Below are 20,945 nucleotides of genomic sequence, written 5' to 3' on the forward strand. Positions count from 1 at the left end.
TGCTCAGCCTCCATCAATGAAAGCCAAGCTCAGGGAATCAGGTCTCTGACAAAAAGGGAATCACTTTCGTGAATGCCGTAGCCTTGCGGGAGAAGGTGGGCCCGAAGGGGCCGGATGAGGGGTTCTTCCCGCCGTCGCAGGCTAAAAACCCCTCATCCGTCTCGGCGGCTATCGCCGCCGATCCACCTTCTCCCGCAAGGGGAGAAGGAGGGCTGCGGCTTAGAGAAAGTTTCTCAGCAGCGCGGCAAAGCCGTCCGCGTCTTCCACGCAGGAGAGATGGGCCGCTTTCAGGCGCGCCAGTTGCGCGCCGGCGAGCGACGCCAGCTCCTCGCCCATCGGCGGCGGCGTCGAGCCGTCGGCTTCGCCAACGATCACCAGAATGTCTTTTTTCGCGGCCGTGGGGAGCGTTTGGCGGAAATCCGCGTCGCGCAGCGCCGCGCAGCAGCCGGCGTAGCCGCCGGCGTCGCAGGCGTCGAGCAGATCCGAGATTTTTGCCGCGACCTCGGTATGCGCCGAGCGAAAAGCTTCGCTGAGCCAGCGCGGCAGGATCGCCGGCCGCAGCGCCTTGACCCCGCCCTCCGCCACCGCCGCGATGCGGCCGTTCCAGGCCGCGGCGTCCGGAAGGTGCGCCGCCGTATTGGCGAGGACCAATTTCTCCAGCCGTTGCGGCGCGTGGGTCAAAAACCATTGGCCGAGCAGGCCGCCCATCGACAGCCCGCAAAAGTGTGCGCGCGCGATCGCCAGCGAATCCAGCAGCGCCAAAAGATCGCCGCCGAGATCGTCGAGCGTGTAGGGGCCGGCCGGCTTGAAACTGCCGCCATGGCCTCGGCAGTCGAACGCCAGAATCTGGAAGCTTTCGGCGAGCCGGGCGGAGACTTCGCTCCAGACGCTCAGATCGGCGCCGAGCGGGTGGGCGAGAACCAGGACTGGGGCGTCCTCCGGGCCGGAAAGGGCAAAATTGATTTCGGCCTCGCCGATTTGCAGGCGGCTCATCAACAAACCTCAGAAGAGTTTTAGCGCGCGAAAGCTCGCATGGCCGTTGCGGCCGATGATCAGGTGGTCGTGGACGTTCACGCCTAGCGGCTTCGCCACGCTGACGATGGTTTCGGTCATCATGATGTCGGCTTGCGAGGGCGTAGGGTCGCCGGAGGGGTGATTGTGCACTAAAATCACCGCGCTGGCGTTCAGCTCCAGGGCCCGGCGCACGATTTCGCGGGGATAGACCGGGGTGTGGTCCACCGTGCCGCGCCCCTGCACTTCGTCGGCGAGCAGGCCGTTCTTCTTGTCGAGGAACAGCACGCGAAATTCCTCGGTTTCCAAATAGGCCATGGCCGAGCGGCAATAGTCCAAGACCTGGGCGAAGGAGCCGAGCGTGAGTTTTTTCTTCATGCTCTCGCGCGACAGCCGCAGCGCCGCGGCCTCGACGATTTTGAGCTCGGCGATCACGGTGTCGCCGACATAATCGACTTCCTTGAGCCGGGCCGGGGCGGCGGCGATCACTTCGGCGAAGGAGCCGAATTTCTGCAGCAGCATTTTGGCGATCGACTTGACGTCGCGCCGCGGAATGGCGCGAAACAGCAGGAGTTCCAGAAGCTCGTAGTCGGGCAGGGCGTCTGGGCCGCCCTGGAGGAAACGCTCCCGCAGGCGTTCGCGATGACCGGCGTTCAGGTTCGCTGGCGCCGGAACATCGTTCATCCCGCCGTCCCGGTGTACGGGGGACAATGCAGCCCTTTTGGCGACGCGGTGAAGATCTCGCAGCCGTCGGCGGTGACCCCGATGGCGTGCTCGAACTGGGCGGAGAGCGAGCGGTCGCGGGTCACGGCCGTCCAGCCGTCGCCCAGCACCTTTACGGGAGCCTTGCCCAGGTTGATCATCGGCTCGATGGTGAAGAACATGCCTTCGCGCAGCACTGCGCCCTGGCCCTTGTGGCCGTAATGCAGAATGTTCGGCTCGTCGTGGAACAGTTTTCCCAGGCCGTGGCCGCAGAATTCCTTGACGATCGAACAGCGCTCGGATTCCGCATAGGTTTGAATGGCGAAGCCGATGTCGCCCGTGGTCGCGCCGGGCTTGACCACCGCAATGCCGCGCATCAGCGCTTCATAGGTGACTTCGATCAGCCGCTGGGCGCGGCGCGGGACCTCGCCGATGCAATACATGCGGCTGGAATCGCCGTGCCAGCCATCCAAAATATAGGTGACGTCGATGTTGACGATGTCGCCTTCGCGCATCGGCTTGTCGTCGGGAATGCCGTGGCAGACCACATGGTTGATTGAGGTGCAGATCGCCTTGCGATAGCCGCGATAGTCGAGCGGCGCGCAATAGGCGCCGTTGTCCATGCCGAATTCGAACGCCAGCCTGTCCAGCGCGGCGGTGGTGACGCCGGGTTGGGCGGCCTCGGCCATGAGATCGAGGGCTTCGGCGGCCAGCCGGCCCGCCTTGCGCATGCCCTCGAACGCCTCGGGGCCGTGCAGGCGAATTTGGCCGCTCTTGCGACGCGGTTCGGCGTCGGCTTCGATAAAGTTCATCTTGGCTTCTTCCAGCGGCTCGGCCGCACGGGGTTATTCAGTTCCCAGATTTAGACGTTTTACCGGAGCGCGCAAGGCCGCGCTGTCTTTGCGCGCATCGACCGCGTGGGCGCGCGCTTGGAAGTCTGTGGGGCCGCTGCTACAAAGACAACATGTTTGCTGCGTCGAAAAACGATTTTTCGCCTTTTGGCGCGCATCGGCCGCGCGGATTGACCCGGCGGCTGCTCGACTACACCTGCAATGCCGGCACCCACTGGCTGGCGCAGCGCGGCGCCCTGATCGCGCGCGGTTTCGGCTTGCGGCGGCTGCGCGCGGCGCCTGTGGACGTGACGGTCGAGCCGATCGCCGCGCGCATGCGTCTCTATCCCTTCAATGACGCCTGCGAAAAACGCCTGCTGTTCACGCCGCAATATGCTGACCGCGACGAGCGCGCTTTTGTCGCCGCGCAGATTCGCTCCGAAATGACGTTTTTGGACGTCGGCGCGGGCTGCGGCGCGACGAGCCTGTTTGTCGCCTTGCGGGCGGGGCCGGGCGCCCGGATTCTCGCCGTCGAGCCGCAGCCGACCCTTTATGAGCGCATGGTGTTCAACCTCCGCCAGAACGACGCCCCCTCGGTCAAGGCGCTCAATTGCGCCGCCGCCGATTCGGAGGGCGAAGCGGTTTTGTTCTTCAACCCTTATGACCTCTCGGAAAGCTCGATTCGCATGGTCAATGTCGAGGGCGGCGGCGGGCAGGCGAAAGTGGCGGTGAAATCGCTGGCGACGCTCGCCCGCGACGAGGGGTTCGGCTCCATCGACCTGCTGAAACTCGACATCGAGGGGGCCGAGGATTTGGCGCTGGAGCCGTTCCTGACCCAAGAATCCGAGGATTTGTGGCCACGCGCGCTGATCCTGGCGTTTTCGCCGGGCAAATGGGACGCCGACCTGCGCGGCCTGCTGTCCGCGAGAGGCTACCGGCGCATCGCGCGCAGCCGCTCCTATCTGTTTTATGAGCGAGAGTGAGCCATGAGCGAGACCGTGACCGCCGCCGTGCTGGTGATCGGCGATGAAATTTTGTCTGGCCGCACCAAAGACACCAACAGCGGCTATATCGCCCATTTCCTCACCCAGATCGGCGTGGACCTGCGTGAAATCCGCGTGGTCGCCGACGACGAGGAGGAGATTGTCGCCGCAGTGAACGCCTTGCGGGCGAAATACAGCTATGTTTTCACGACCGGCGGCATCGGGCCGACCCATGACGACATCACCGCCGACGCCGTCGCCAAGGCGTTTGGGGTCGAGATTTCCGAAGACCCGCGCGCCATTGCGCTTCTGCTGGAGCGTATCAAACCGGAGGATTTGAACGCGGCGCGCCGGCGCATGGCGCGCATTCCGCATGGCGCCGCGCTGGTGGACAATCCGGTGTCGCGCGCGCCCGGGTTCTGGATCGGCAATGTGATCGTGATGGCCGGCGTGCCCTTTATCATGCAGGCCATGCTCGACGGCGTCGCGCCCAAGATTTCGCGGGGGACGCCGATGATTTCGGCGACGCTCGACGCTCATGGCCTGCCCGAGGGCGCCTATGGCGAGGGCTTGGCGGCGCTGGCGAAAAAACATCCGAGCGTGTCGATCGGGTCTTACCCGCGCTTGCAGGATGGGCGGTTCGTCAACCAGGTGGTGCTGAGGTGCAAGGAGGCTGATGCGCTGGCGGCGGCGGAGGCCGATGTCGCGGCGCTGCTCGAGGAAACGGCGCAGCGGCACAGGCTGTGAGCGCGGGATGAAGGCGACCTTGCAGTAGGCTTCATGTCTGCTCTTTCAGTTTCTGCGCCGGCGCCCGCGGCGTCTTGTCGGCGATAGCCTCCCGTAGAGCGGCGTCAATCCGCGACTGCCAACCGGGGCCGGTGGCGCGGAAGGCGGCGAGCGTCGCGCGATCGAGGCGAAGGCTCACCAATTCCTTCGTCGGGGCCTTCTGCTTGCCCCGCGTCTTCCTGATGCTCTCAGCCAGGGCGGGGAAGGCCTCGCTGAAAGGCCGCGCCTGCGCCAGTTCGGCCTCGGAGAGTTCCGGATTCTCCGAAACCTCGTCCCAGTCTTCCCTGGTAAAGCCTTGCCCCGGCTCGAACTCACGCTTTCTTGCGGGCATAATCACGCTCCTTCTTGCTCGCCGGACGCATGGAAACGACTGAAATCGCTTCGGAGCCCAGCGGGACGAACACCACAGCGGCGAAATAGACGTTGCCCATCCGCCCAATGGCGAGATGTCGACCCGCTTTCGCCGGAAAGACGATGGAGCTTTGGAAAAATTCCGGCGTCAGGTCGCTGAAATCCAGCCCGTGCTTGGCGAGGTTGGCGAGACGCTTCCGTTCGTCCCATGTGATGACCATAACAAATTGTAGCTACATCTGTTCCGGCCCGTCAATCGCGCCCAAAACAAAAAGGGCGGCCTCGCGGCCGCCCTTCCTTCGCGTCGATCCGAAAAAATCAGACGGAATAGTACATGTCGTATTCGACCGGATGCGGGGTCATGTCGGTGCGATAGACTTCCTGCATCTTCAGCTCGATGTAAGCGTCGATAAAGTCGTCGTTGAACACGTCGCCCGCCTTGAGGAAGGCGCGGTCCTTGTCGAGGCTTTCCAGAGCCTGGCGCAGCGAGCCGCACACGGTCGGGATCTTCTTCAGTTCGCGCGGGGGCAGGTCATACAAGTCCTTGTCCATCGCGGCGCCCGGATCGATCTTGTTCACGATGCCGTCGAGGCCGGCCATCAGCATGGCCGCGAAGGCCAGATACGGATTGGCGGTCGGATCGGGGAAGCGAACCTCGACGCGCTTGGCCTTCGGGTTGTTCGTCCACGGAATACGGCAGGAGGCCGAACGGTTGCGGGCGGAATAGGCCAGCAGAACCGGGGCTTCGAAGCCGGGGACCAGACGCTTGTAGGAGTTGGTCGACGGGTTGGTGAAGGCGTTGAGCGCCTTGGCGTGACGGATGATGCCGCCGATATAGTACAAGCATTCCTGCGAGAGGTCCGCGTATTTGTCGCCCGCCATGGTCGGCTTGCCGTTCTTCCAGATGGACTGGTGGACGTGCATGCCCGAGCCGTTGTCGCCGTAGATCGGCTTCGGCATGAAGGTGGCGGTCTTGCCATACGAGTTCGCGACCTGATGGATCGCGTATTTGTAGATCTGCATGTGGTCGGCCATCGTGGTCAGCGTGCCGAACTTCAGGCCCAGCTCATGCTGCGCGGAGGCCACTTCGTGGTGGTGCTTTTCGACCTTGCAGCCCATCGCCGCCATGGCCGCCAGCATCTCGCCGCGCATGTCCTGGCAGGAATCGACCGGGGGAACCGGGAAATAGCCGCCCTTGGTGCGGACGCGGTGGCCGAGGTTGCCGCCCTCATAGGGGGTGTCGGAGTTCGACGGCAGTTCGGTGTGGTCGAGGACGAAGCCCGTGTTGTAGGGGTCGGCCTTGAAGCGGACGTCGTCGAAGACGAAGAATTCGGCTTCCGGGCCGAAGAAGGCGGTGTCGCCGATGCCCGAGGACTTCAGATAGGCTTCCGCCTTCTTGGCGATGCCGCGCGGATCGCGGTTGTAGGGCTCGCCGGTCATCGGCTCGAGCACGTCGCAGGTGATCGACAGGGTCGAGGCGGAGAAGAAGGGGTCGACGAAGGCGGTGGCCGGATCGGGCATCAGCTTCATGTCGGATTCGTTGATCGCCTTCCAGCCGGCGATCGAGGAGCCGTCGAACATCTGGCCTTCGGCGAAGAATTCCTCGTCGACCATCGCGATGTCGAAGGTGACGTGCTGCCACTTGCCCTTCGGATCGGTAAAGCGGAGATCGACATACTTGATGTCTTCGTCCTTGATTTTCTTCAGAACGTCCTTGGCAGTCGTCATATTGCGCCTCTTGAGAAGATGACGTTTTGGGGAGGAAAAGGATCAGACGGCGTCCACGCCGGTCTCGCCGGTGCGGATGCGGATTGCGCCTTCGATGTTGGAAATGAAGATTTTTCCGTCGCCAATTCGGCCGGTTTGCGCCGCCTTGCGGATCGCCTCGACGGCGCGCTCGACGGCTTCGTCGGCCAGGACCAGTTCGATCTTCACTTTTGGGAGGAAGTCCACGACATATTCGGCGCCGCGATACAGCTCCGTATGACCCTTCTGGCGTCCAAACCCCTTGGCCTCGGTGACCGTAATGCCATGAAGTCCGGCTTCCTGAAGCGCCTCTTTCACCTCGTCGAGCTTGAAAGGCTTGATGATCGCTTCGACTTTTTTCATTCCCGGGGGCTTCTCCCTGTCAAACGCGGGTTTTTTCAGCTCCCGCGCGGAACCCGAGCGTCATAGCACCGCAACGCTTTGCTTGCCAGCGCGCCAGGGAGTGATTTTTTCGCAAATTGCCGTGAGAATAAGCAAAACTGTCTAAAACCTGTGCAAATGGCGAAAGGTCGCACATCTTGCGCGGGAAGGCGGCGCCGCCGCCGCTTTCCCGCCATTTGGCGTCACGCGGGGCCGATTGCGACCGGGCGGTCGGACGCCTGTCCCCATTCCGACCAGGAGCCGTCATAGACCGGCGCGATGTCATGGCCGGCGTTGGCGAGCGCAAAGGACAAAATTGAGGCACTGACGCCGGAGCCGCAGGTGGTCAGCACGGGCTTGTCCGTGTCGATCCCCGCCTTGGCGAAGGCGGCCTCCAGCTCGGCGGGGGGGCGCAGCCGTCCATCCTGGACCACCTCGCCCCAGGGGAGATTGCGGGCGCCGGGAATATGGCCGGAGCGCAGGCCGGGGCGCGGCTCGATCTCGTCGCCCTGGAACCGGGCGGCGGAGCGGGCGTCGACGATCTGCGCGCCCCCCTTCGAGGCGGCGCGCATGTCGCTGAGCGAGGCGATCAGGCGATGGTCGATTCGGGCGGTGAAATGGCGCGGCTGCGGCTGGGCCGGCCCGTCCTCCACGGGACGGTTTTCCGCCAGCCATTTGGGCAGGCCGCCGTCGAGGACGACGACGTCGCGCACGCCGAAGACTCGAAATGTCCACCAGACGCGGGGCGCCGAAAACAGGCCGAGGGAATCGTAGACGACGATTTTCATGCCGTCGCCGATGCCGAGTTTGCGCACGGCCGAGGAGAAGGCGATGGCGTCGGGCAGCATGTGCGGCAGGGCGCTGGTCTTGTCGGCGATGGCGTCGATGTCGAAATGCACGGCGTGGGGGATGTGCTGGCCTAAAAACTCTTCCGCGCCGTTGCGCCCCGTCGCCGGCAGATGCCAGGAGGCGTCGACGATGGCGAGGCCCGGCGTGCCCAGATGCTGCGCCAGCCAATCCGTGGAAACCAGATATGTCTCGTTCAAACCCGTCATGCGCATCTCCATTGGAGCGCGCAAATTAGCGCAACGGCGGGCGGAAAAAACCCCCGCAGAAAGACGCGGGGGAATGGCGGGGCCAAAAAACGCGCGGCAGTGAAAAGTGAAAACGAATCGGCCGGGGTTGACAAATGGCGATTTTTTGTTCCCGATATGTTCGATGTGAAACGTTTTAGCGCAAGGTATTGATCCTAGGACAAAAATTTCGCGTGGTGACGGCGCGCCTTCCATCCCGCCCGCGCCACAACTTCTAGGTTGTCATCGCGAAACACGACGTTTTTTGCGCGTTTCTTTCACAAAAATGCAGAAAAACACGCGATTTCGATCACTTTTTCGCAGTTCGCGCTCAACCCCAGGTGGCAATTTCGCAAAAACACCCCTCTGCCGCGGCGCGATACGAACCATAAAAATACCACGCGAACCACCATTTTTCCGGGCCGCGCCGGTGGGGACGCACGAGGGTGCTGGATGGCTTCGCTTCGCAGAAATGGGGCGAACGGCGCGTCAATCCGGCAAGGCGAGGCCCGGCGTCACCGCGCCGCGCACCACCGGCCTGTCCACGCCGCATCTAAAAGTCCGGGCGTTTTCGTCGGCGATCTGGCGCGCCAGTTCAATGGCCTTGGCATTGGCGCGCGCGTCCACATAGCCGATGAGGCAGCTTGGACCGCCGGCGCGACACCACCAGCACCCGGCCGGAGGGCGTGAACGGTCCCGTCGCCTTGTCGATGTCGGCTTGGGCGGCGACGTTCCAGCGCAAAATGGTCGCGAAGGGGCGGCCGTCCTCGAGCCGCCACTCGACCTTGCCTTTATAAACAGTGTTGGCGGCGGGGAAGGAACGCCATTCGCCCGCCTCGCCGTCGGAAAAAGCCACCGACATTTTCTGGTCGCCGGCGCTCAGGATCACCTTGAAGCGTCCGTAGCCGGTGCAGGTCCAGGTCCCGTAATCCTCGGGGGCGTCGCCCTTTTCACGCCGGCATTTGGCGGTGTCGAAGTCCGTGAAAGCGCTTCGCAGGCTTTCCGCCATCGCGGGCGCTAGGGAAAGCCAAAGCGCCGCAGCGAAGCAAATGCGTCTTGTCGACATGGCGCGGCTCCCCGGGGCGGGACAGGAACGCATTGCGCGCAGGAATGCGTCAAGTCTTTCGCGCTCGCCCACGCAATGCGATCCAGTCCCCTTTACCCCCGGCCGCGATAGCTCGGGACCCCCTGGTCCGGCAGCCACAGGCCTTTCGGCGGTTCGCCGGTCTGCCAAAACACGTCGATGGGCATGCCGCCGCGCGGATACCAATAGCCGCCGATGCGCAGCCAGCGCGGGTTCAGCGCCGCGACCAAATCCTTGGCGATGCGGATGGTGCAATCCTCGTGAAAGGCGCCGTGGTTGCGGAACGAGGCGAGATAAAACTTGAGCGATTTCGACTCGACCAGAAACTGGTCCGGCGCATAGTCGATCACCAGATGGGCGAAATCCGGCTGTCCCGTCACCGGGCAGAGCGAGGTGAATTCCGGCTGGACGAAGCGGGCGAGATAGACGACGTCCGGGTGCGGGTTGGGCACGCGGTCGAGTTCGGCCTCCTCGGGGCTTTTCGGCGCCTGGGCCTGTTTGCCGAGCAGATCGGCGCCGTCATGTGTGTGGACCATAGAACAAAAACCTCTTTGGCGCCGGATTTAGGCGGGTCGTCGCCGTATCGCAAGGATTTTGGCCGACTGCGGCGCTCCGCCTCTTTTTTCTTGCGTGCAATTCGCCTATGACGCGCGCAATGCCAACGCCCAGGGGAAACAATATGACAGAGATCATCGACATCACCGCTCGCGAAATTTTGGACTCGCGCGGAAACCCTACGGTCGAAGTCGACGTGACCCTGGATGACGGTTCGTTCGGCCGCGCCGCCGTGCCCTCGGGCGCCTCGACTGGCACGCGCGAAGCGGTTGAGCTGCGCGACGGCGACAAGGCTCGCTTCCTCGGCAAGGGCGTGCTCAAGGCGGTGGAATCGGTCAATGGCGAAATTTTTGACGCCATTTCGGGCCTCGACGCCGAAGACCAGGTCGCCATCGACACCGCCATGATCGAACTCGACGGCACGCCCAACAAGGCCCGTCTCGGCGCCAACGCCATCCTGGGCGTCTCGCTCGCGGTCGCCAAGGCCGCCGCCGACGCCGCCGGCCTTCCCCTTTACCGCTATGTCGGCGGGACCCAGGCGCGCGTGCTGCCGACCCCGATGATGAACATCATCAACGGCGGCGCCCATGCCGACAATCCCATCGATTTTCAGGAATTCATGATCATGCCGGTCGGCGCCGATTCCATTCGGGAAGCGGTGCGCTGGGGCGCGGAAGTGTTCCACACCCTGAAATCCTCGCTGAAGAAGGCCGGCCACAACACCAATGTCGGCGACGAGGGCGGCTTCGCCCCCAACCTGCCGTCCGCCGAAGCCGCGCTGGATTTCGTCGTGAAGGCGATCGAAGCCGCCGGCTTCAAGCCCGGCCAGGACATCGCGCTCGGCCTCGACGCCGCCGCCAGCGAGTTCTTCAAGGATGGCGCCTATCATTATGAAGGCGAGGGCGTGGTCCGCTCGATCCAGCAGCAGGCGGACTATCTGAAGAAACTCGTCGACGCCTATCCGATCGTCACCATCGAGGACGGCAATGGCGAGCAGGATTGGGAAGGCTGGAAGATCACCACCGACCTGATCGGCGGCCGTGTGCAGATCGTCGGCGACGACATTTTCGTCACCAATACCGGCATCCTCAGCGAGGGCATCAAGAAGGGCGTGGCCAATTCGATCCTGATCAAGGTCAACCAGATCGGCTCGCTCACCGAAACGCTCGCCGCCGTCGATATGGCGCATCGCGCCGGCTACACCGCCGTGATGTCGCACCGCTCGGGCGAAACCGAGGATTCCACCATCGCCGATCTCGCGGTGGCGACCAATTGCGGGCAGATCAAGACCGGGTCGCTGGCCCGCTCAGACCGCATGGCCAAATACAACCAGCTCATTCGCATCGAGGAGGAGCTGGGCAAGCAGGCGATTTACGCCGGCCGCAGCGCGCTGAAGGCGCTGGCCTGACGCAGATTGGAACGGCGCCTTCGGGCGCCGTTCGCATTTTCAGAACCCGAAAATCGGACCGAGCAGCGCGTGCGCCTGATTGTGAAAGGCGCCGAGGGCGAGCAGGGCCAGGCCGAGCAGGAACATGCTCGCGACGAAGCTCAGGTCGCTCTTCTGGTCCCGGTAGATGACCTCACGGACATCCGAAGCGCGGCCGGGCCGGGCCGGGGCCTTCTTTTCGACGGAAAATCCCAATCTGGACATGGCGGAGTCCCATTGATGAACATTGTTGGGGACAAATGTCTCGCGACGAGACAGTCGCCCCCGGTTGGACCAAGAGGTTCAACTTCGGCGCCGCGGGACTTCATCGGCTGTTAACCGCCGCCTAACCAAAAGGCGCGAAGATGCGCCATGGTCGTTCGCACGCGTCTCGCCGCCATTCTGATTCCCTTGGCCTTCTACGTCTTCTCCGGCGTGGTGGGGTCCTATTTCGTCTGGCAGGCCGCGCGCGGCCAGCGCGGCATCGAGGCCGACCAGGCGACCCGTCGCGAAATGGCCGAGATCGAGGCCAAGCTGAAGGCGGTGCGCGCGGAAGAGGATTATTGGCGCAACCGCATCTCGCTGCTGCGCGGCCCGGAAATCGACCGCGACCTGCTCGACGAACGCGCGCGCACGCTGCTCGACCATGTCGGCAAGAGCGACCTGATGATCTTCCTGCCCTCCGTCAGTTCGGAAACGACCGGCTCGACCACGCGGCGTTGAGCGGCTGGGCGCGCGCGCCGCCCCCACTCGCATTTCCCTGCGCTTCTGCTACGCTTTCTCATGGAATCGTCCGGGCAGACGCCGCTCAAGAGACGGGAGGAAGAATGGCGACGCAAAGGCTGGCGGATTTTGGCTCTGGCGATCTGCTGGCGAGCTTTCGCGCCATGCTGCTCATTCGCCGTTTCGAGGAACGGGCCGGCCAGATGTTCGCCATGGGCCTGATCGGCGGCTTCTGCCACCTCTGCGTCGGCCAGGAGGCGGTCGCCGTCGGGCTGCGGCAGGCGGCGCGGCCCGGGGACCAGTTCATCGCCTCCTATCGCATGCACGGCCACCTGCTCGCCAGCGGCGCCGACCCGCGCGCGGTGATGGCCGAGCTGGTCGGACGCCGCTACGGCGTTTCGCGCGGCAAGGGCGGCTCGATGCACATGTATGCGCCGGAGCGCGATTTTTTTGGCGGGCAGGGGATTGTTGGCGCGCAGGCGCCGATCGGAGCCGGCCTCGCCTTCGCCAACGCCTATCGCGGCGACGGCAAGGTGTGCGTCGCTCTGCTCGGCGACGGCGCCGCCGACCAGGGCCAGCTCGCCGAGAGTTTTGTCATGGCCGAGCGCTGGAGCCTGCCCATCGTCTTCGTGATCGAGAACAACCTGCCGCATTACGAGCGCCCGGCGCTCGCCCGGCGCGGCGCCGCCTTCAACATTCCCGGCGAGGCGGTCGACGGCATGTGCCTGACCTCGGTGCGCGAGGCCGCCGCGCGGGCGCTCGGCTGGGCGCGCGCCGGCAATGGCCCGACGCTGCTGGAAATGCGCATCGAGCGCTTTCGCGGCCATGCCGCCGCCGAGCAGAGGCGCCCGCATGGCGAGCGCGATCCCGTCGAGCGGCTGCGCGCGGCGATCCTGGGCGCGGGCCTCGCCGACGAGGCGGACCTGCGCCATGTCGATGCGGAGATTCGCGCCCGGGTCGCCGAAATCGCCGACCAGGCGGTGAGTTGCGACGAGCCGGAGGAATCCGAGCTCATGACCGACATTCTGCTCTAGAGACCGGCCATGACCACCCATGTGCTGATGCCCGCCCTCTCGCCCGACATCAAACAAGGAAAACTCGTCCGCTGGCTGAAGCGCGAGGGCGAGTTCATCGAGGCCGGCGATATTTTGGCCGAAGTCGAGACGGAAAAGGCGACGATCGAGGTCGAAGCCGCGGAATCCGGCGTGCTCGCGCGCATCCTCGCGCCCGAAGGGGAAAATGTCGCGGTCAACGCGCCCATCGCCGCCATCCAGGCGGGGCCGGAGGTTTTCGCACGCGAGCCTGAGCCCGAACCGGAGCCCGAGCCCGAGCCCACGCCGCTCGCTCCAAAACCTGTGGCGCCGCCAAAACCAGCCGCCACACCAAAACCGGCGCCGGAGGCCGCGCCGACCCGCATCACGGTGCGCGAGGCCCTGCGGCAGGCGCTGGCCGAGGAAATGCGCCGCGATTCCCGCGTGTTTCTGCTCGGCGAGGACATCGGCCAGAATCAGGGCGTGTTCAAGGTCACCCAGGGCCTGTTGCAGGAGTTCGGCCCGCGGCGGGTGGTGGACGCCCCCATTGTCGAGCACGCCTTCGCCGGGCTGGGCGTGGGCGCGGCTTTCGCCGGCCTGCGGCCGGTAATCGAGTTCATGACCTTCAATTTCGCCATGCAGGCGCTGGACCATATCGTCAATTCGGCGGCCAAGACCCTGTATATGTCGGGCGGCGCGCTGAGCTGCCCGATCGTGTTTCGTGGGCCCAATGGGGCGCGGTCGCGGGCGGGCGCGCAGCATGCGCAGGATTTTTCCGCCTGGTTCGCCCATGTGCCCGGCCTGAAAGTGGTCGCGCCCTATACCGCCGCGGACGCCAAGGGTTTGCTCAAGGCCGCGATCCGCGACCCCAATCCGGTGGTTGTCCTGGAACACGAACAGCTCTACGGCGAATCCTTCGACGCGCCCGCCGAAGAGGACGCGCTGGTCGAGATCGGCGTCGCCGCCATCGCGCGGCCCGGGAGCGACGCCACTGTCGTCTCCTTCTCGCGCGGCGTCGCCCTGGCCTTGAGGGCGGCGGAACTCTTGGCGGGGCAGGGCGTCAATGTCGAGGTGATCGACTTGCGCACATTGCGGCCCCTTGACATGGACTGCGTGATCGCTTCGGTGGCGAGGACTGGACGCTGCGTGGTGGTCGAGGAAGGCTGGCCGCAGGGCGGCGTCGGCGCCGAGATTTCGGCGCGGCTGATGGAGGACGCCTTCGACCGGCTGCGCGCGCCGGTGCTGCGGGTCACGGCCAAGGATGTTCCGGCGCCCTATGCCGCCAATCTGGAGAAACTGGCTTTGCCGCAGGTCGGCGACGTCGTGGCGGCGCTGAAATCAGTCCTTGGTCTCTAAAAAGTTTGGCGCCGTGGCCCTTCGGTCCTCGGCCGAAAGGGAAAGCAATGTCTCTGGAAAAAATCGAACTGTCCGCGCCCCCCGATGTCGAGGAACACGGCGGGGTCGAAATCCTGCGCCTGTTCATCTGCAACGGCGCCCTGACGCTGTCGATGCAGCGCGCCTTCGAGCAGCCGGAAATGTGGGGGCGGCTGCTGGCCGAACTCGCCATGCAGGTGGCGCAGGTTTACGCTCACGAAACCCCGATGACCGCCGAGGAAGCGCTGGCCGAATTGCGCATCGCGCTGGAGACTGGACTCGACCGCGTCTCCTTCGATCAGCCGCCGATCAATTGACAGACGCCGCGCCGCCGCGCATGAAAAAAAAGATTTGCACCGGAACAACGCCATGCCCGTCGTGATCGACCTGCTCAACGCCGACCCGCGCAACAGCGGCGACCGTCCGCGCCATCCCGAAAAGGCGCACCGGCCCGATCAGCCCGTGGCGCGCAAGCCCGACTGGATTCGCGTCAAGGCGCCGGGCTCGCCCGGCTGGGCGGAAACCAGAGCGATCGTCAAGGCGAACAAGCTCGTCACAGTGTGCGAAGAGGCGAATTGCCCGAACCAGGGCGAGTGCTGGGACAAGAAGCACGCCACTTTCATGATCATGGGCGAGATTTGCACGCGCGCCTGCGCCTTCTGCAATGTCGCCACGGGCCTGCCCCATGCGCTCGACGCCGGCGAACCCGAGCACATTGGCGAAGCCACCGCCAAGCTCGGCCTGCAGCATGTGGTGGTGACCTCGGTCGACCGCGACGATCTGCCGGACGGCGGCGCCGCGCATTTCGCCGCGACCATCGCCGCCATCAGGCGGCTGAGCCCGAAAACGACGATTGAAGTGCTGACCCCCGACTTCCTGCGCAAGCCCGGCGCGCTGGAGGTGGTGGTCGCGGCCAAGCCCGACGTGTTCAACCACAATCTCGAGACGGTGCCTTCCAACTATCTCACGGTGCGTCCTGGGGCGCGCTATTTCCACTCGCTGCGGCTGCTGCAGCGGGTCAAGGAACTCGACCCCGAGATTTTCACCAAGTCCGGGATCATGGTCGGCCTGGGCGAGACCCGCAACGAAGTGCTGCAGCTGATGGATGACATGCGCTCGGCCGAGGTCGACTTCCTCACCATCGGCCAATATTTGCAGCCGACCAAAAAACACTTTCCGGTCAAGGAGTTCGTCACGCCCGAGGCGTTCAAGGCCTATGAAACCGTCGCCTATACAAAAGGCTTTTCCCTGGTTTCGGCCTCGCCCTTGACCCGCTCGTCGCATCACGCCGGCGACGATTTTGTCAGGCTGCGCGCCAAGCGGAGGCAAGAGAACGGGCAGGGAGGGGCCGACTGACATGCCGTCGTTTCGCACCAGTCATGTGGTCAAACACACGCCGGATCAGATGTTCGATCTGGTCTCCGACGTCGAATCCTATCCGCAATTCGTCCCGCTCTGCCTCGGCATCAAGATCAAGCGGCGGTTCCCCGGCTCCGACGGCGCGACGGTTTTCGTCTCGGAAATGGAGGTCGGCTACAAGGCGGTGCGCGAAAAATTCACGAGTCGCGTGGTTGCGAACCGCGCCGCGCATCGCATCGAGGTCACCTATGTCGACGGCCCCTTCAGCCATCTGGAGAACCGCTGGACTTTTGCCGATGCGGGGAATGGCGCCTGCCGCGTGGAATTCTTCATCGCCTATGAATTCCGCAACCGCATGCTGGCGACGCTGATGGGCGGCATGTTCGACGCGGCGTTCCGGAAGTTCTCGACCGCCTTCGAGGCGCGGGCCGACCAGATCTTTGGCGTCTGACGCTGACGTATTCGTCTGGCGCCGAGAGATTGCTGAGGGGTAAATAAAGTATTGCGCGCGCCTCGCCGGGAAACAGACGCCTAGAGATAGGCTGATCCCAAAAATAATATTTCACGGCACAGGCCGCGCTGAGCGCCGCCCAGTTCTCCGCCGCCGCCACAGGGGATGATACGTCCCCAAAAAAGAGATGGCCCCGTCGCCGAGGGCGGAACGGGGCCTGTAATCGCGCTTTGGCGATTTCCGATAAAAATCAGAAGGTCATGCGGTATCAAACCGCGTATGTGCAGAAGTGGATTGTCTGATCTGCTACTCCCTTCGGTTTAGCGGCACATCCCCGACATACGTGAAAACGGCGTATGTCGCGCCCCATCAAGGGCCGGAGGTCGATTGGCTCTGCGGTGGAGTCATGCTCGCGTTCCGTTTTTCACAGTCCGGACACCGCGCATTCGGGCGTTCCGGCTCAGAAATCTCGACCAGCAAGCGGATTCGCGGCGTTTTAAGTCTCGAAACCAGGCCTGCGGGGAACGATTTGTTTATTGCTCGCCGCGTGGGTTCGTAGCCCTGGGCGTTGACCTCGACTTGGAAGCGGCTCCGCACGTCTTTCAATCGAGGCTGCAATACAATGAATACTGCCACTTTTTTTGCCGGCGTCAACAGGAAAATTTCGCGCCCCGCTCACGCTCGAAAAAGGGGTCAAGCCGGCATGGCGCCGCATCAAGCTGCGGCTTATCCTGAGCGCGAATCACCGGGAGACTTCGCTTGAAACGGAATGCGCGCGCTCGCCTCATCATCGCGCTGCTCGGCCTGCTGATGGCCCAGACCGTAGAGGCTACGGCGCGTCGGCTCGATCACGTCTTTGTTCTCGTTCTGGAAAATCGCGGCTTCGACGATGCGGTCCTCAACGGTCCCACGCCGTTCCTGCGCGAGCTGGCGGAGCGCGCCGGTCTCGCCACCCAATATTTCGGCGTGGCCCATCCGAGCCTGCCCAACTATCTCGCTTTGGTCGGCGGCGACACATTCGGCATCCGCGACGACCGGCCAAGCTGCTTCGCCTCCGATCTGACGCCCGGCGCGGCCTGCAATCGCATCGACGGCGACAGTCTGGCCGAACAATTGACGGCCGCGGGGCTCACCTACGCTGTCTATGCCGAAAGCCTTCCGGCGCCCGGCGCCATGGTCGCGGCCGCGCCGTCGCGCGCCGAACCGCTCTATGCGCAAAAGCACAATCCTTTTCCGTTCTTTACCCCCTTCGCCCAAAACGCCGAGGCGCGCGCCCGGATGAAGCCGCTCGACGCTTTCGCCCAGGACCTCGACCAGGATGCGCCCAATTTCGCCCTGATCGTCCCCAACCAGTGCCACGACGGCCACGGGCTGGGAACGTGTGGTGACCGCGACCAGCTGGCGCGGGACTATGACGCCACGGTCCGCGACGTCTTTGCGCGCATCCGTGCGTCAAAGGCCTGGAGCGCGCGCGCCGTGTTCGTGGTGACCTTCGATGAGGGCGCGCGTCCGATCTATCCCAACCCGCCCTCGGAGATCGCCCGGCGCGTCGCCGGGGCCGACAACCATATCGCCACGCTCGTCGCCACGCCCTGCGGCCAACCGGTCCGGGAAACTGCGCGGCTCGACCATTACGCGCTGCTGGCGACCATCGAGGATGGTTTCGGATTGGTCCGGTTGCGCAAGGCGGCCGGGGCTCCGGCGATGGAGACCTTGTTCTATCCCGCCTGTGGGGGCGCGCGCCCCTGACCCTCTGCGCAGCGGGCGCCGGTCAGTCGATCTGTCCGGCGATGGCGCCGAGTTCGGCGCGGGGCGGTTCGCCCGTGCGGGCGAGAATCGACAGCGCGATCACCGCGAGCAGGCAGACGATCAGGGCATATTCGGCGGCTGACGCGGCGCGCTCGTTGTGGCGCAATCGTTGTGGCCCCCGCATTCCCATGATCTCCTGCAACTTGTTGCGTGTGTTCCGTCGGCCGCGAGGTCTATGCGCCAGAGGTTGCGCCTCGACTAACGTAACGGAAACAAATCGATCGATTGTCCGCTCACGCCCGGAATCCATGGAAGAGAGCGTCGGAGCTGTTGCGCGCCGGGCGAGAGGGGCGCCGGAGAGCGATTTGGCGAAATAGCTTTGGAAACAAATAAAAAGAGCCCATTCGGCGAACGGGCTCCTGAAGGAGCGCCGCAGCGAATCATGCGCGGCGCGTTAACGGTTTGAGACGGGGGAGCGGGCGCGATTCGGTTCTGTCCTGGCCCGCGACCGGTCCAGCGCGATCAGCTCAAGCCGTTCGCAATCTTGGTGAATTTCGCGTTGAGCCGGCTGCCGGTGGTGGTCAGGGTGGCGATGGCCACGACCGAGATCAGGGCCGCAATCAGGCCATATTCGATCGCCGTGGCGCCGCTTTCGTCGCGGAGGAAGGATTTAAGTAATCGCATTGTCTTGTCCCTCAATATCCCGGCGGTCCGCCCGGGCCGCCGTCGCGCCAACAATGCTACCAAAAAAGTTTCTTACAGCTTTACGTTGCCGAGTAATGTTGACCCTAATGGAGCTGAAGCGATCGGGTTTGGGCGAAGGCCCGGAACAATTTCCGCCGCGCGCCGAAATCGTGTAACGCTGGCCGGCGGCGAGGCTGGATTTTTCGGCATGACGGACAACAAGATCGACGCATTGCTGGCGCTGCATGGCGGCGGCCGGTTTCTCGTGGGCCGCGACCGCATCAAGCTTCTTGAAAAGGTCGCCGAGTTCGGCAGCATCGCCAAGGCCGCCAAGGCCACGGGCTTCAGCTACAAGACCGCCTGGGATTCGGTCAATGCGGTCAACAATCTGCTCCCCACGCCGGCGTTCCGCACGCGCCCGGGCGGCCGCTCCGGCGGCGGCGCCGAGGTCACGCCCGAAGGGCTGCGGCTGATCGCCACCTTCCACAAGCTGGAAGAGAAGCTGTCGTTCATCACCAATCTTATCGCCGAAGAGGGGCTCGAAGGCCAGGAGGAGGCGCTGCTGTGGACGGTGGGGGCGCGCATTTCGGCCCGCAACGTGTTCCAGTCCGAGGTCGAGACGGTGCGGCGCTGGCCGGTTGATGTCGAGGTGACCCTGAAATTCGGGCTTGACCAGCGCATTCACGCCATCGTCACCAATGAATCCGCCGACGATCTGCATCTCGCGCCGGGGCGGCGCGCCCTGGCCCTGGTCAAATCCTCGTTCATCCGGTTGAGCGCGCCTGAAGGCGCGCAGGGACGGAATCATTTTGTCGGCGAGGTGAAGGAGCGCATCGACGCCGAGCGCAACAGCGAAATCCACCTCGACATCGGCGGCGGCAAGACCCTGACTGTGGTCACGGCGCGCGAACATGTCGAGGCGCTGCAGCTGGAGGCCGGCGGGCGGGCGGCGGCGCAATTCGACGCCAATCACGTGATTCTCGCCGTCAGCTGAGCGGTTTTCTTTACCTCTGTTACGTAAATTCCGAGCAGTTTCAAGCACCGCCTCCGTTGCGAGGCGAGCTTTCGGATGATAACGCGCATGAGCTTGCCGCAACCCACCTGTCCAAAGCGAGATCAGAATCAAGCGCGTGAGACGGCGCGCCGTCCCGAATTCCATGTCGCCGACCTGCGCCTGGTGGTGGGGCTGGCCGCCGCCGAAACCCGCAGATGCGATCCCGCGCCCAAACCGCGTGGCGCGATCTCGCAACCGATGATCGTCGGCGCGGCCTTCCTCTTCGACCTCGGCGCCATACTGGCGGCGGGCGTCCTCACCTATTTCGGCGCGCTCTACGGCGTCGAGCCGGACCTGGCCCTGTTGGCTTGGGGGCTCGCGCTGACCGCGGCGGTGGCGCTGGTCGCCTTACGGGCGCGCTGGTCCTACACGATCCGGGCGCTCTCGGACTTTCCGCGCCAGGGCCTCGACCTCGCCTTCGCCCTTGCGCTGGCGCTCGCCATCTGGAACGCGGCCTGCGTGCAGGCCGGCGCCGTGGACATGGCCTTCTTGCGCCAATGGAGCCTGGACTGGTTCGTCTGGGCCTTTGGGGCCGCCCTGGTCGGGCGCGCCGGCCTGTCGCTGGCGATCCGCGCCTGGACGAAAACAGGCGCGCTCGCCCGCCGCACCGTGATCGTCGGCGGCGGCGAACAGGCGCTCGAAACCATCCGCCGCCTGGAACGATCGGGCAAGGGCGCGCTCGACATCCTCGGCGTGTTCGACGACCGCGACCGCACGCGGTTGCCCCCGGAAATGACGCGCTATCGCCTGCTCGGGACCTTCGACGACCTCGAGGACTTTTGCCGCGCCTACAAGGTCGACCTGCTGATCGTCGCCTTCCCGCTCAAGGCGGAGGATCGCATCCTCCACATCCTGCAAAAACTCTGGACGCTGCCGGTGGACGTGCGCATTTCCGCGCTCGGCGGCAAGCTGCGCCTGCGCGACCGCGCTTACAATTTCATCGGCGACGTGCCGTTCCTGCCGGCCTTCGACAAGCCGATGAACGATTGGGACGTGGCGCTGAAGGCGATCTTCGACCGCTGCGTCGCCGCGGCCCTGATCGTCGCCCTGTCGCCGTTGCTGCTTGTGATCGCCCTGGGCGTGCGCCTGTCCTCGCGCGGACCGATCCTGTTCGTGCAAAAGCGCTACGGCTTCAACAACGAGGAATTCGGCGTCTACAAGTTCCGCTCCATGTATGTCGACCAGTGCGACTATGGCGCGGCGAAACTGGTGACGCGGGGCGATCCGCGCGTGACCCCGTTCGGCGCCTTCCTGCGCCGCAGCTCGCTGGACGAATTGCCGCAATTGTTCAACGTGCTGCGCGGCGACCTGTCGCTGGTCGGTCCGCGCCCCCACGCCCTCAAGGGGGCGGCGGCCGGACGCGCCTATGAGCAGGTGGTCGACAATTATTTCGCCCGCCACCGGGTCAAGCCGGGCATCACCGGCTGGGCGCAGGTCAACGGCTGGCGCGGCGAGACCGACACGTTCGAAAAGATCGAGCAGCGCGTCGCCCATGACCTGCACTATATCGAGCACTGGTCGCTCTGGCTGGACGTCGGCATTCTGTTGAAGACGCCCTGGGTGGTGCTGACGGGCAAAAACGCGTTCTGACG

General features: G+C 64.5%; 26 protein-coding genes. 12 read left to right on the forward strand and 14 right to left on the reverse strand.

The window, feature by feature from the left end:
- Window positions 1-219 precede the first annotated feature (219 nt).
- Genes pcaD through map form a run of 3 tightly spaced genes read right to left on the reverse strand, consistent with a single transcriptional unit; the run spans window position 220 to window position 2,525 of the window.
- Entirely contained in the window at window positions 220-993 is a 774-nt protein-coding gene (gene pcaD, locus M2320_RS20660; RefSeq protein ID WP_264598903.1) for a 3-oxoadipate enol-lactonase, read from the reverse strand.
- Window positions 994-1,002: 9 nt separating this feature from the next.
- The gene (gene radC, locus M2320_RS20665; protein WP_264598904.1) at window positions 1,003-1,695 is read right to left on the reverse strand and encodes a RadC family protein; all 693 of its coding nucleotides are present in this window, start codon (window positions 1,693-1,695) and stop codon (window positions 1,003-1,005) included.
- Window positions 1,692-2,525, reverse strand: coding sequence for a type I methionyl aminopeptidase (gene map, locus M2320_RS20670; protein WP_264598905.1), 834 nt, complete (start codon window positions 2,523-2,525; stop codon window positions 1,692-1,694). The genes radC and map overlap by 4 nt, the downstream gene beginning before the upstream one ends.
- A 152-nt stretch (window positions 2,526-2,677) precedes the next feature.
- On the opposite strand from map, the gene M2320_RS20675 reads away from it, so the two are divergent.
- Together M2320_RS20675 and M2320_RS20680 are read left to right on the forward strand one after the other, a co-directional pair.
- Complete coding sequence (locus M2320_RS20675; protein ID WP_264598906.1) at window positions 2,678-3,526, forward strand: FkbM family methyltransferase; 849 nt, start codon at window positions 2,678-2,680, stop codon at window positions 3,524-3,526.
- A gap of 3 nt (window positions 3,527-3,529) precedes the next feature.
- On the forward strand, window positions 3,530-4,273 hold the full coding sequence (locus M2320_RS20680; protein WP_264598907.1) for a competence/damage-inducible protein A: 744 nt from the start codon (window positions 3,530-3,532) through the stop codon (window positions 4,271-4,273).
- Window positions 4,274-4,304: 31 nt separating this feature from the next.
- Here the strand turns inward: M2320_RS20680 and M2320_RS20685 are convergent, their stop codons facing one another.
- From M2320_RS20685 to queF, 8 genes are all read right to left on the reverse strand, one after another.
- A complete protein-coding gene (locus M2320_RS20685) occupies window positions 4,305-4,643 on the reverse strand; it encodes a BrnA antitoxin family protein (protein WP_264598908.1) in 339 nt (112 codons plus the stop codon).
- Window positions 4,624-4,884, reverse strand: coding sequence for a BrnT family toxin (locus M2320_RS20690; RefSeq protein ID WP_264598909.1), 261 nt, complete (start codon window positions 4,882-4,884; stop codon window positions 4,624-4,626). The genes M2320_RS20685 and M2320_RS20690 overlap by 20 nt, the downstream gene beginning before the upstream one ends.
- Before the next feature lie 97 nt (window positions 4,885-4,981).
- The gene (gene glnA, locus M2320_RS20695; protein WP_184429238.1) at window positions 4,982-6,391 is read right to left on the reverse strand and encodes a type I glutamate--ammonia ligase; all 1,410 of its coding nucleotides are present in this window, start codon (window positions 6,389-6,391) and stop codon (window positions 4,982-4,984) included.
- 42 nt (window positions 6,392-6,433) lie between these two features.
- Window positions 6,434-6,772: a P-II family nitrogen regulator gene (locus M2320_RS20700; RefSeq protein ID WP_088518832.1), complete on the reverse strand. Its 339-nt coding sequence runs from the start codon at window positions 6,770-6,772 to the stop codon at window positions 6,434-6,436.
- A gap of 221 nt (window positions 6,773-6,993) precedes the next feature.
- Window positions 6,994-7,845 carry a 3-mercaptopyruvate sulfurtransferase gene (gene sseA, locus M2320_RS20705; protein ID WP_264598910.1) on the reverse strand — a complete coding sequence of 284 codons (852 nt, stop codon included), beginning with the start codon at window positions 7,843-7,845 and terminating at the stop codon, window positions 6,994-6,996.
- Window positions 7,846-8,352: 507 nt separating this feature from the next.
- Window positions 8,353-8,490, reverse strand: coding sequence for a hypothetical protein (locus M2320_RS20710; RefSeq protein ID WP_264598911.1), 138 nt, complete (start codon window positions 8,488-8,490; stop codon window positions 8,353-8,355).
- Window positions 8,459-8,929, reverse strand: a complete 471-nt coding sequence (locus M2320_RS20715) for a hypothetical protein (protein WP_264598912.1) — start codon at window positions 8,927-8,929, stop codon at window positions 8,459-8,461. The genes M2320_RS20710 and M2320_RS20715 overlap by 32 nt, the downstream gene beginning before the upstream one ends.
- Window positions 8,930-9,021: 92 nt before the next feature.
- Window positions 9,022-9,483 (reverse strand): preQ(1) synthase, encoded by a 462-nt coding sequence (gene queF, locus M2320_RS20720; RefSeq protein ID WP_264598913.1) that lies wholly within the window; start codon window positions 9,481-9,483, stop codon window positions 9,022-9,024.
- A gap of 143 nt (window positions 9,484-9,626) precedes the next feature.
- On the opposite strand from queF, the gene eno reads away from it, so the two are divergent.
- Window positions 9,627-10,910: a phosphopyruvate hydratase gene (gene eno / locus M2320_RS20725; protein WP_184429233.1), complete on the forward strand. Its 1,284-nt coding sequence runs from the start codon at window positions 9,627-9,629 to the stop codon at window positions 10,908-10,910.
- 39 nt (window positions 10,911-10,949) lie between these two features.
- Here the strand turns inward: eno and M2320_RS20730 are convergent, their stop codons facing one another.
- Window positions 10,950-11,153, reverse strand: a complete 204-nt coding sequence (locus M2320_RS20730; RefSeq protein WP_264598914.1) for a hypothetical protein — start codon at window positions 11,151-11,153, stop codon at window positions 10,950-10,952.
- A gap of 147 nt (window positions 11,154-11,300) precedes the next feature.
- On the opposite strand from M2320_RS20730, the gene M2320_RS20735 reads away from it, so the two are divergent.
- From M2320_RS20735 to M2320_RS20765, 7 genes are all read left to right on the forward strand, one after another.
- A complete protein-coding gene (locus tag M2320_RS20735; RefSeq protein ID WP_264598915.1) occupies window positions 11,301-11,651 on the forward strand; it encodes an FtsB family cell division protein in 351 nt (116 codons plus the stop codon).
- Between the two features lie 104 nt (window positions 11,652-11,755).
- Window positions 11,756-12,685 (forward strand): thiamine pyrophosphate-dependent enzyme, encoded by a 930-nt coding sequence (locus M2320_RS20740; RefSeq protein ID WP_184429230.1) that lies wholly within the window; start codon window positions 11,756-11,758, stop codon window positions 12,683-12,685.
- A gap of 9 nt (window positions 12,686-12,694) precedes the next feature.
- The gene (locus M2320_RS20745; RefSeq protein WP_264598916.1) at window positions 12,695-14,038 is read left to right on the forward strand and encodes a pyruvate dehydrogenase complex E1 component subunit beta; all 1,344 of its coding nucleotides are present in this window, start codon (window positions 12,695-12,697) and stop codon (window positions 14,036-14,038) included.
- Window positions 14,039-14,085: 47 nt separating this feature from the next.
- Window positions 14,086-14,373: a DUF5076 domain-containing protein gene (locus M2320_RS20750; RefSeq protein WP_184429228.1), complete on the forward strand. Its 288-nt coding sequence runs from the start codon at window positions 14,086-14,088 to the stop codon at window positions 14,371-14,373.
- Window positions 14,374-14,425: 52 nt separating this feature from the next.
- Window positions 14,426-15,412 carry a lipoyl synthase gene (gene lipA, locus M2320_RS20755; RefSeq protein ID WP_264598917.1) on the forward strand — a complete coding sequence of 329 codons (987 nt, stop codon included), beginning with the start codon at window positions 14,426-14,428 and terminating at the stop codon, window positions 15,410-15,412.
- A 1-nt stretch (window position 15,413) separates the two neighbouring features.
- A complete protein-coding gene (locus M2320_RS20760; protein ID WP_184429226.1) occupies window positions 15,414-15,866 on the forward strand; it encodes a type II toxin-antitoxin system RatA family toxin in 453 nt (150 codons plus the stop codon).
- Between the two features lie 759 nt (window positions 15,867-16,625).
- A complete protein-coding gene (locus tag M2320_RS20765) occupies window positions 16,626-17,615 on the forward strand; it encodes an alkaline phosphatase family protein (protein ID WP_264598918.1) in 990 nt (329 codons plus the stop codon).
- A gap of 22 nt (window positions 17,616-17,637) precedes the next feature.
- Here the strand turns inward: M2320_RS20765 and M2320_RS20770 are convergent, their stop codons facing one another.
- Both M2320_RS20770 and M2320_RS20775 read right to left on the reverse strand, forming a co-directional pair.
- Window positions 17,638-17,799: a hypothetical protein gene (locus tag M2320_RS20770; RefSeq protein WP_184429224.1), complete on the reverse strand. Its 162-nt coding sequence runs from the start codon at window positions 17,797-17,799 to the stop codon at window positions 17,638-17,640.
- Window positions 17,800-18,137: 338 nt separating this feature from the next.
- Window positions 18,138-18,299: a Flp family type IVb pilin gene (locus M2320_RS20775; protein ID WP_184429223.1), complete on the reverse strand. Its 162-nt coding sequence runs from the start codon at window positions 18,297-18,299 to the stop codon at window positions 18,138-18,140.
- A gap of 208 nt (window positions 18,300-18,507) precedes the next feature.
- On the opposite strand from M2320_RS20775, the gene M2320_RS20780 reads away from it, so the two are divergent.
- Both M2320_RS20780 and M2320_RS20785 read left to right on the forward strand, forming a co-directional pair.
- A complete protein-coding gene (locus tag M2320_RS20780; protein ID WP_264598919.1) occupies window positions 18,508-19,293 on the forward strand; it encodes a TOBE domain-containing protein in 786 nt (261 codons plus the stop codon).
- A gap of 87 nt (window positions 19,294-19,380) precedes the next feature.
- Window positions 19,381-20,943 carry an undecaprenyl-phosphate glucose phosphotransferase gene (locus tag M2320_RS20785; protein WP_264598920.1) on the forward strand — a complete coding sequence of 521 codons (1,563 nt, stop codon included), beginning with the start codon at window positions 19,381-19,383 and terminating at the stop codon, window positions 20,941-20,943.
- Window positions 20,944-20,945 lie beyond the last annotated feature (2 nt).

The organism is Rhodoblastus acidophilus (assembly GCF_025961575.1).
Lineage (GTDB): Bacteria > Pseudomonadota > Alphaproteobacteria > Rhizobiales > Beijerinckiaceae > Rhodoblastus > Rhodoblastus acidophilus_C.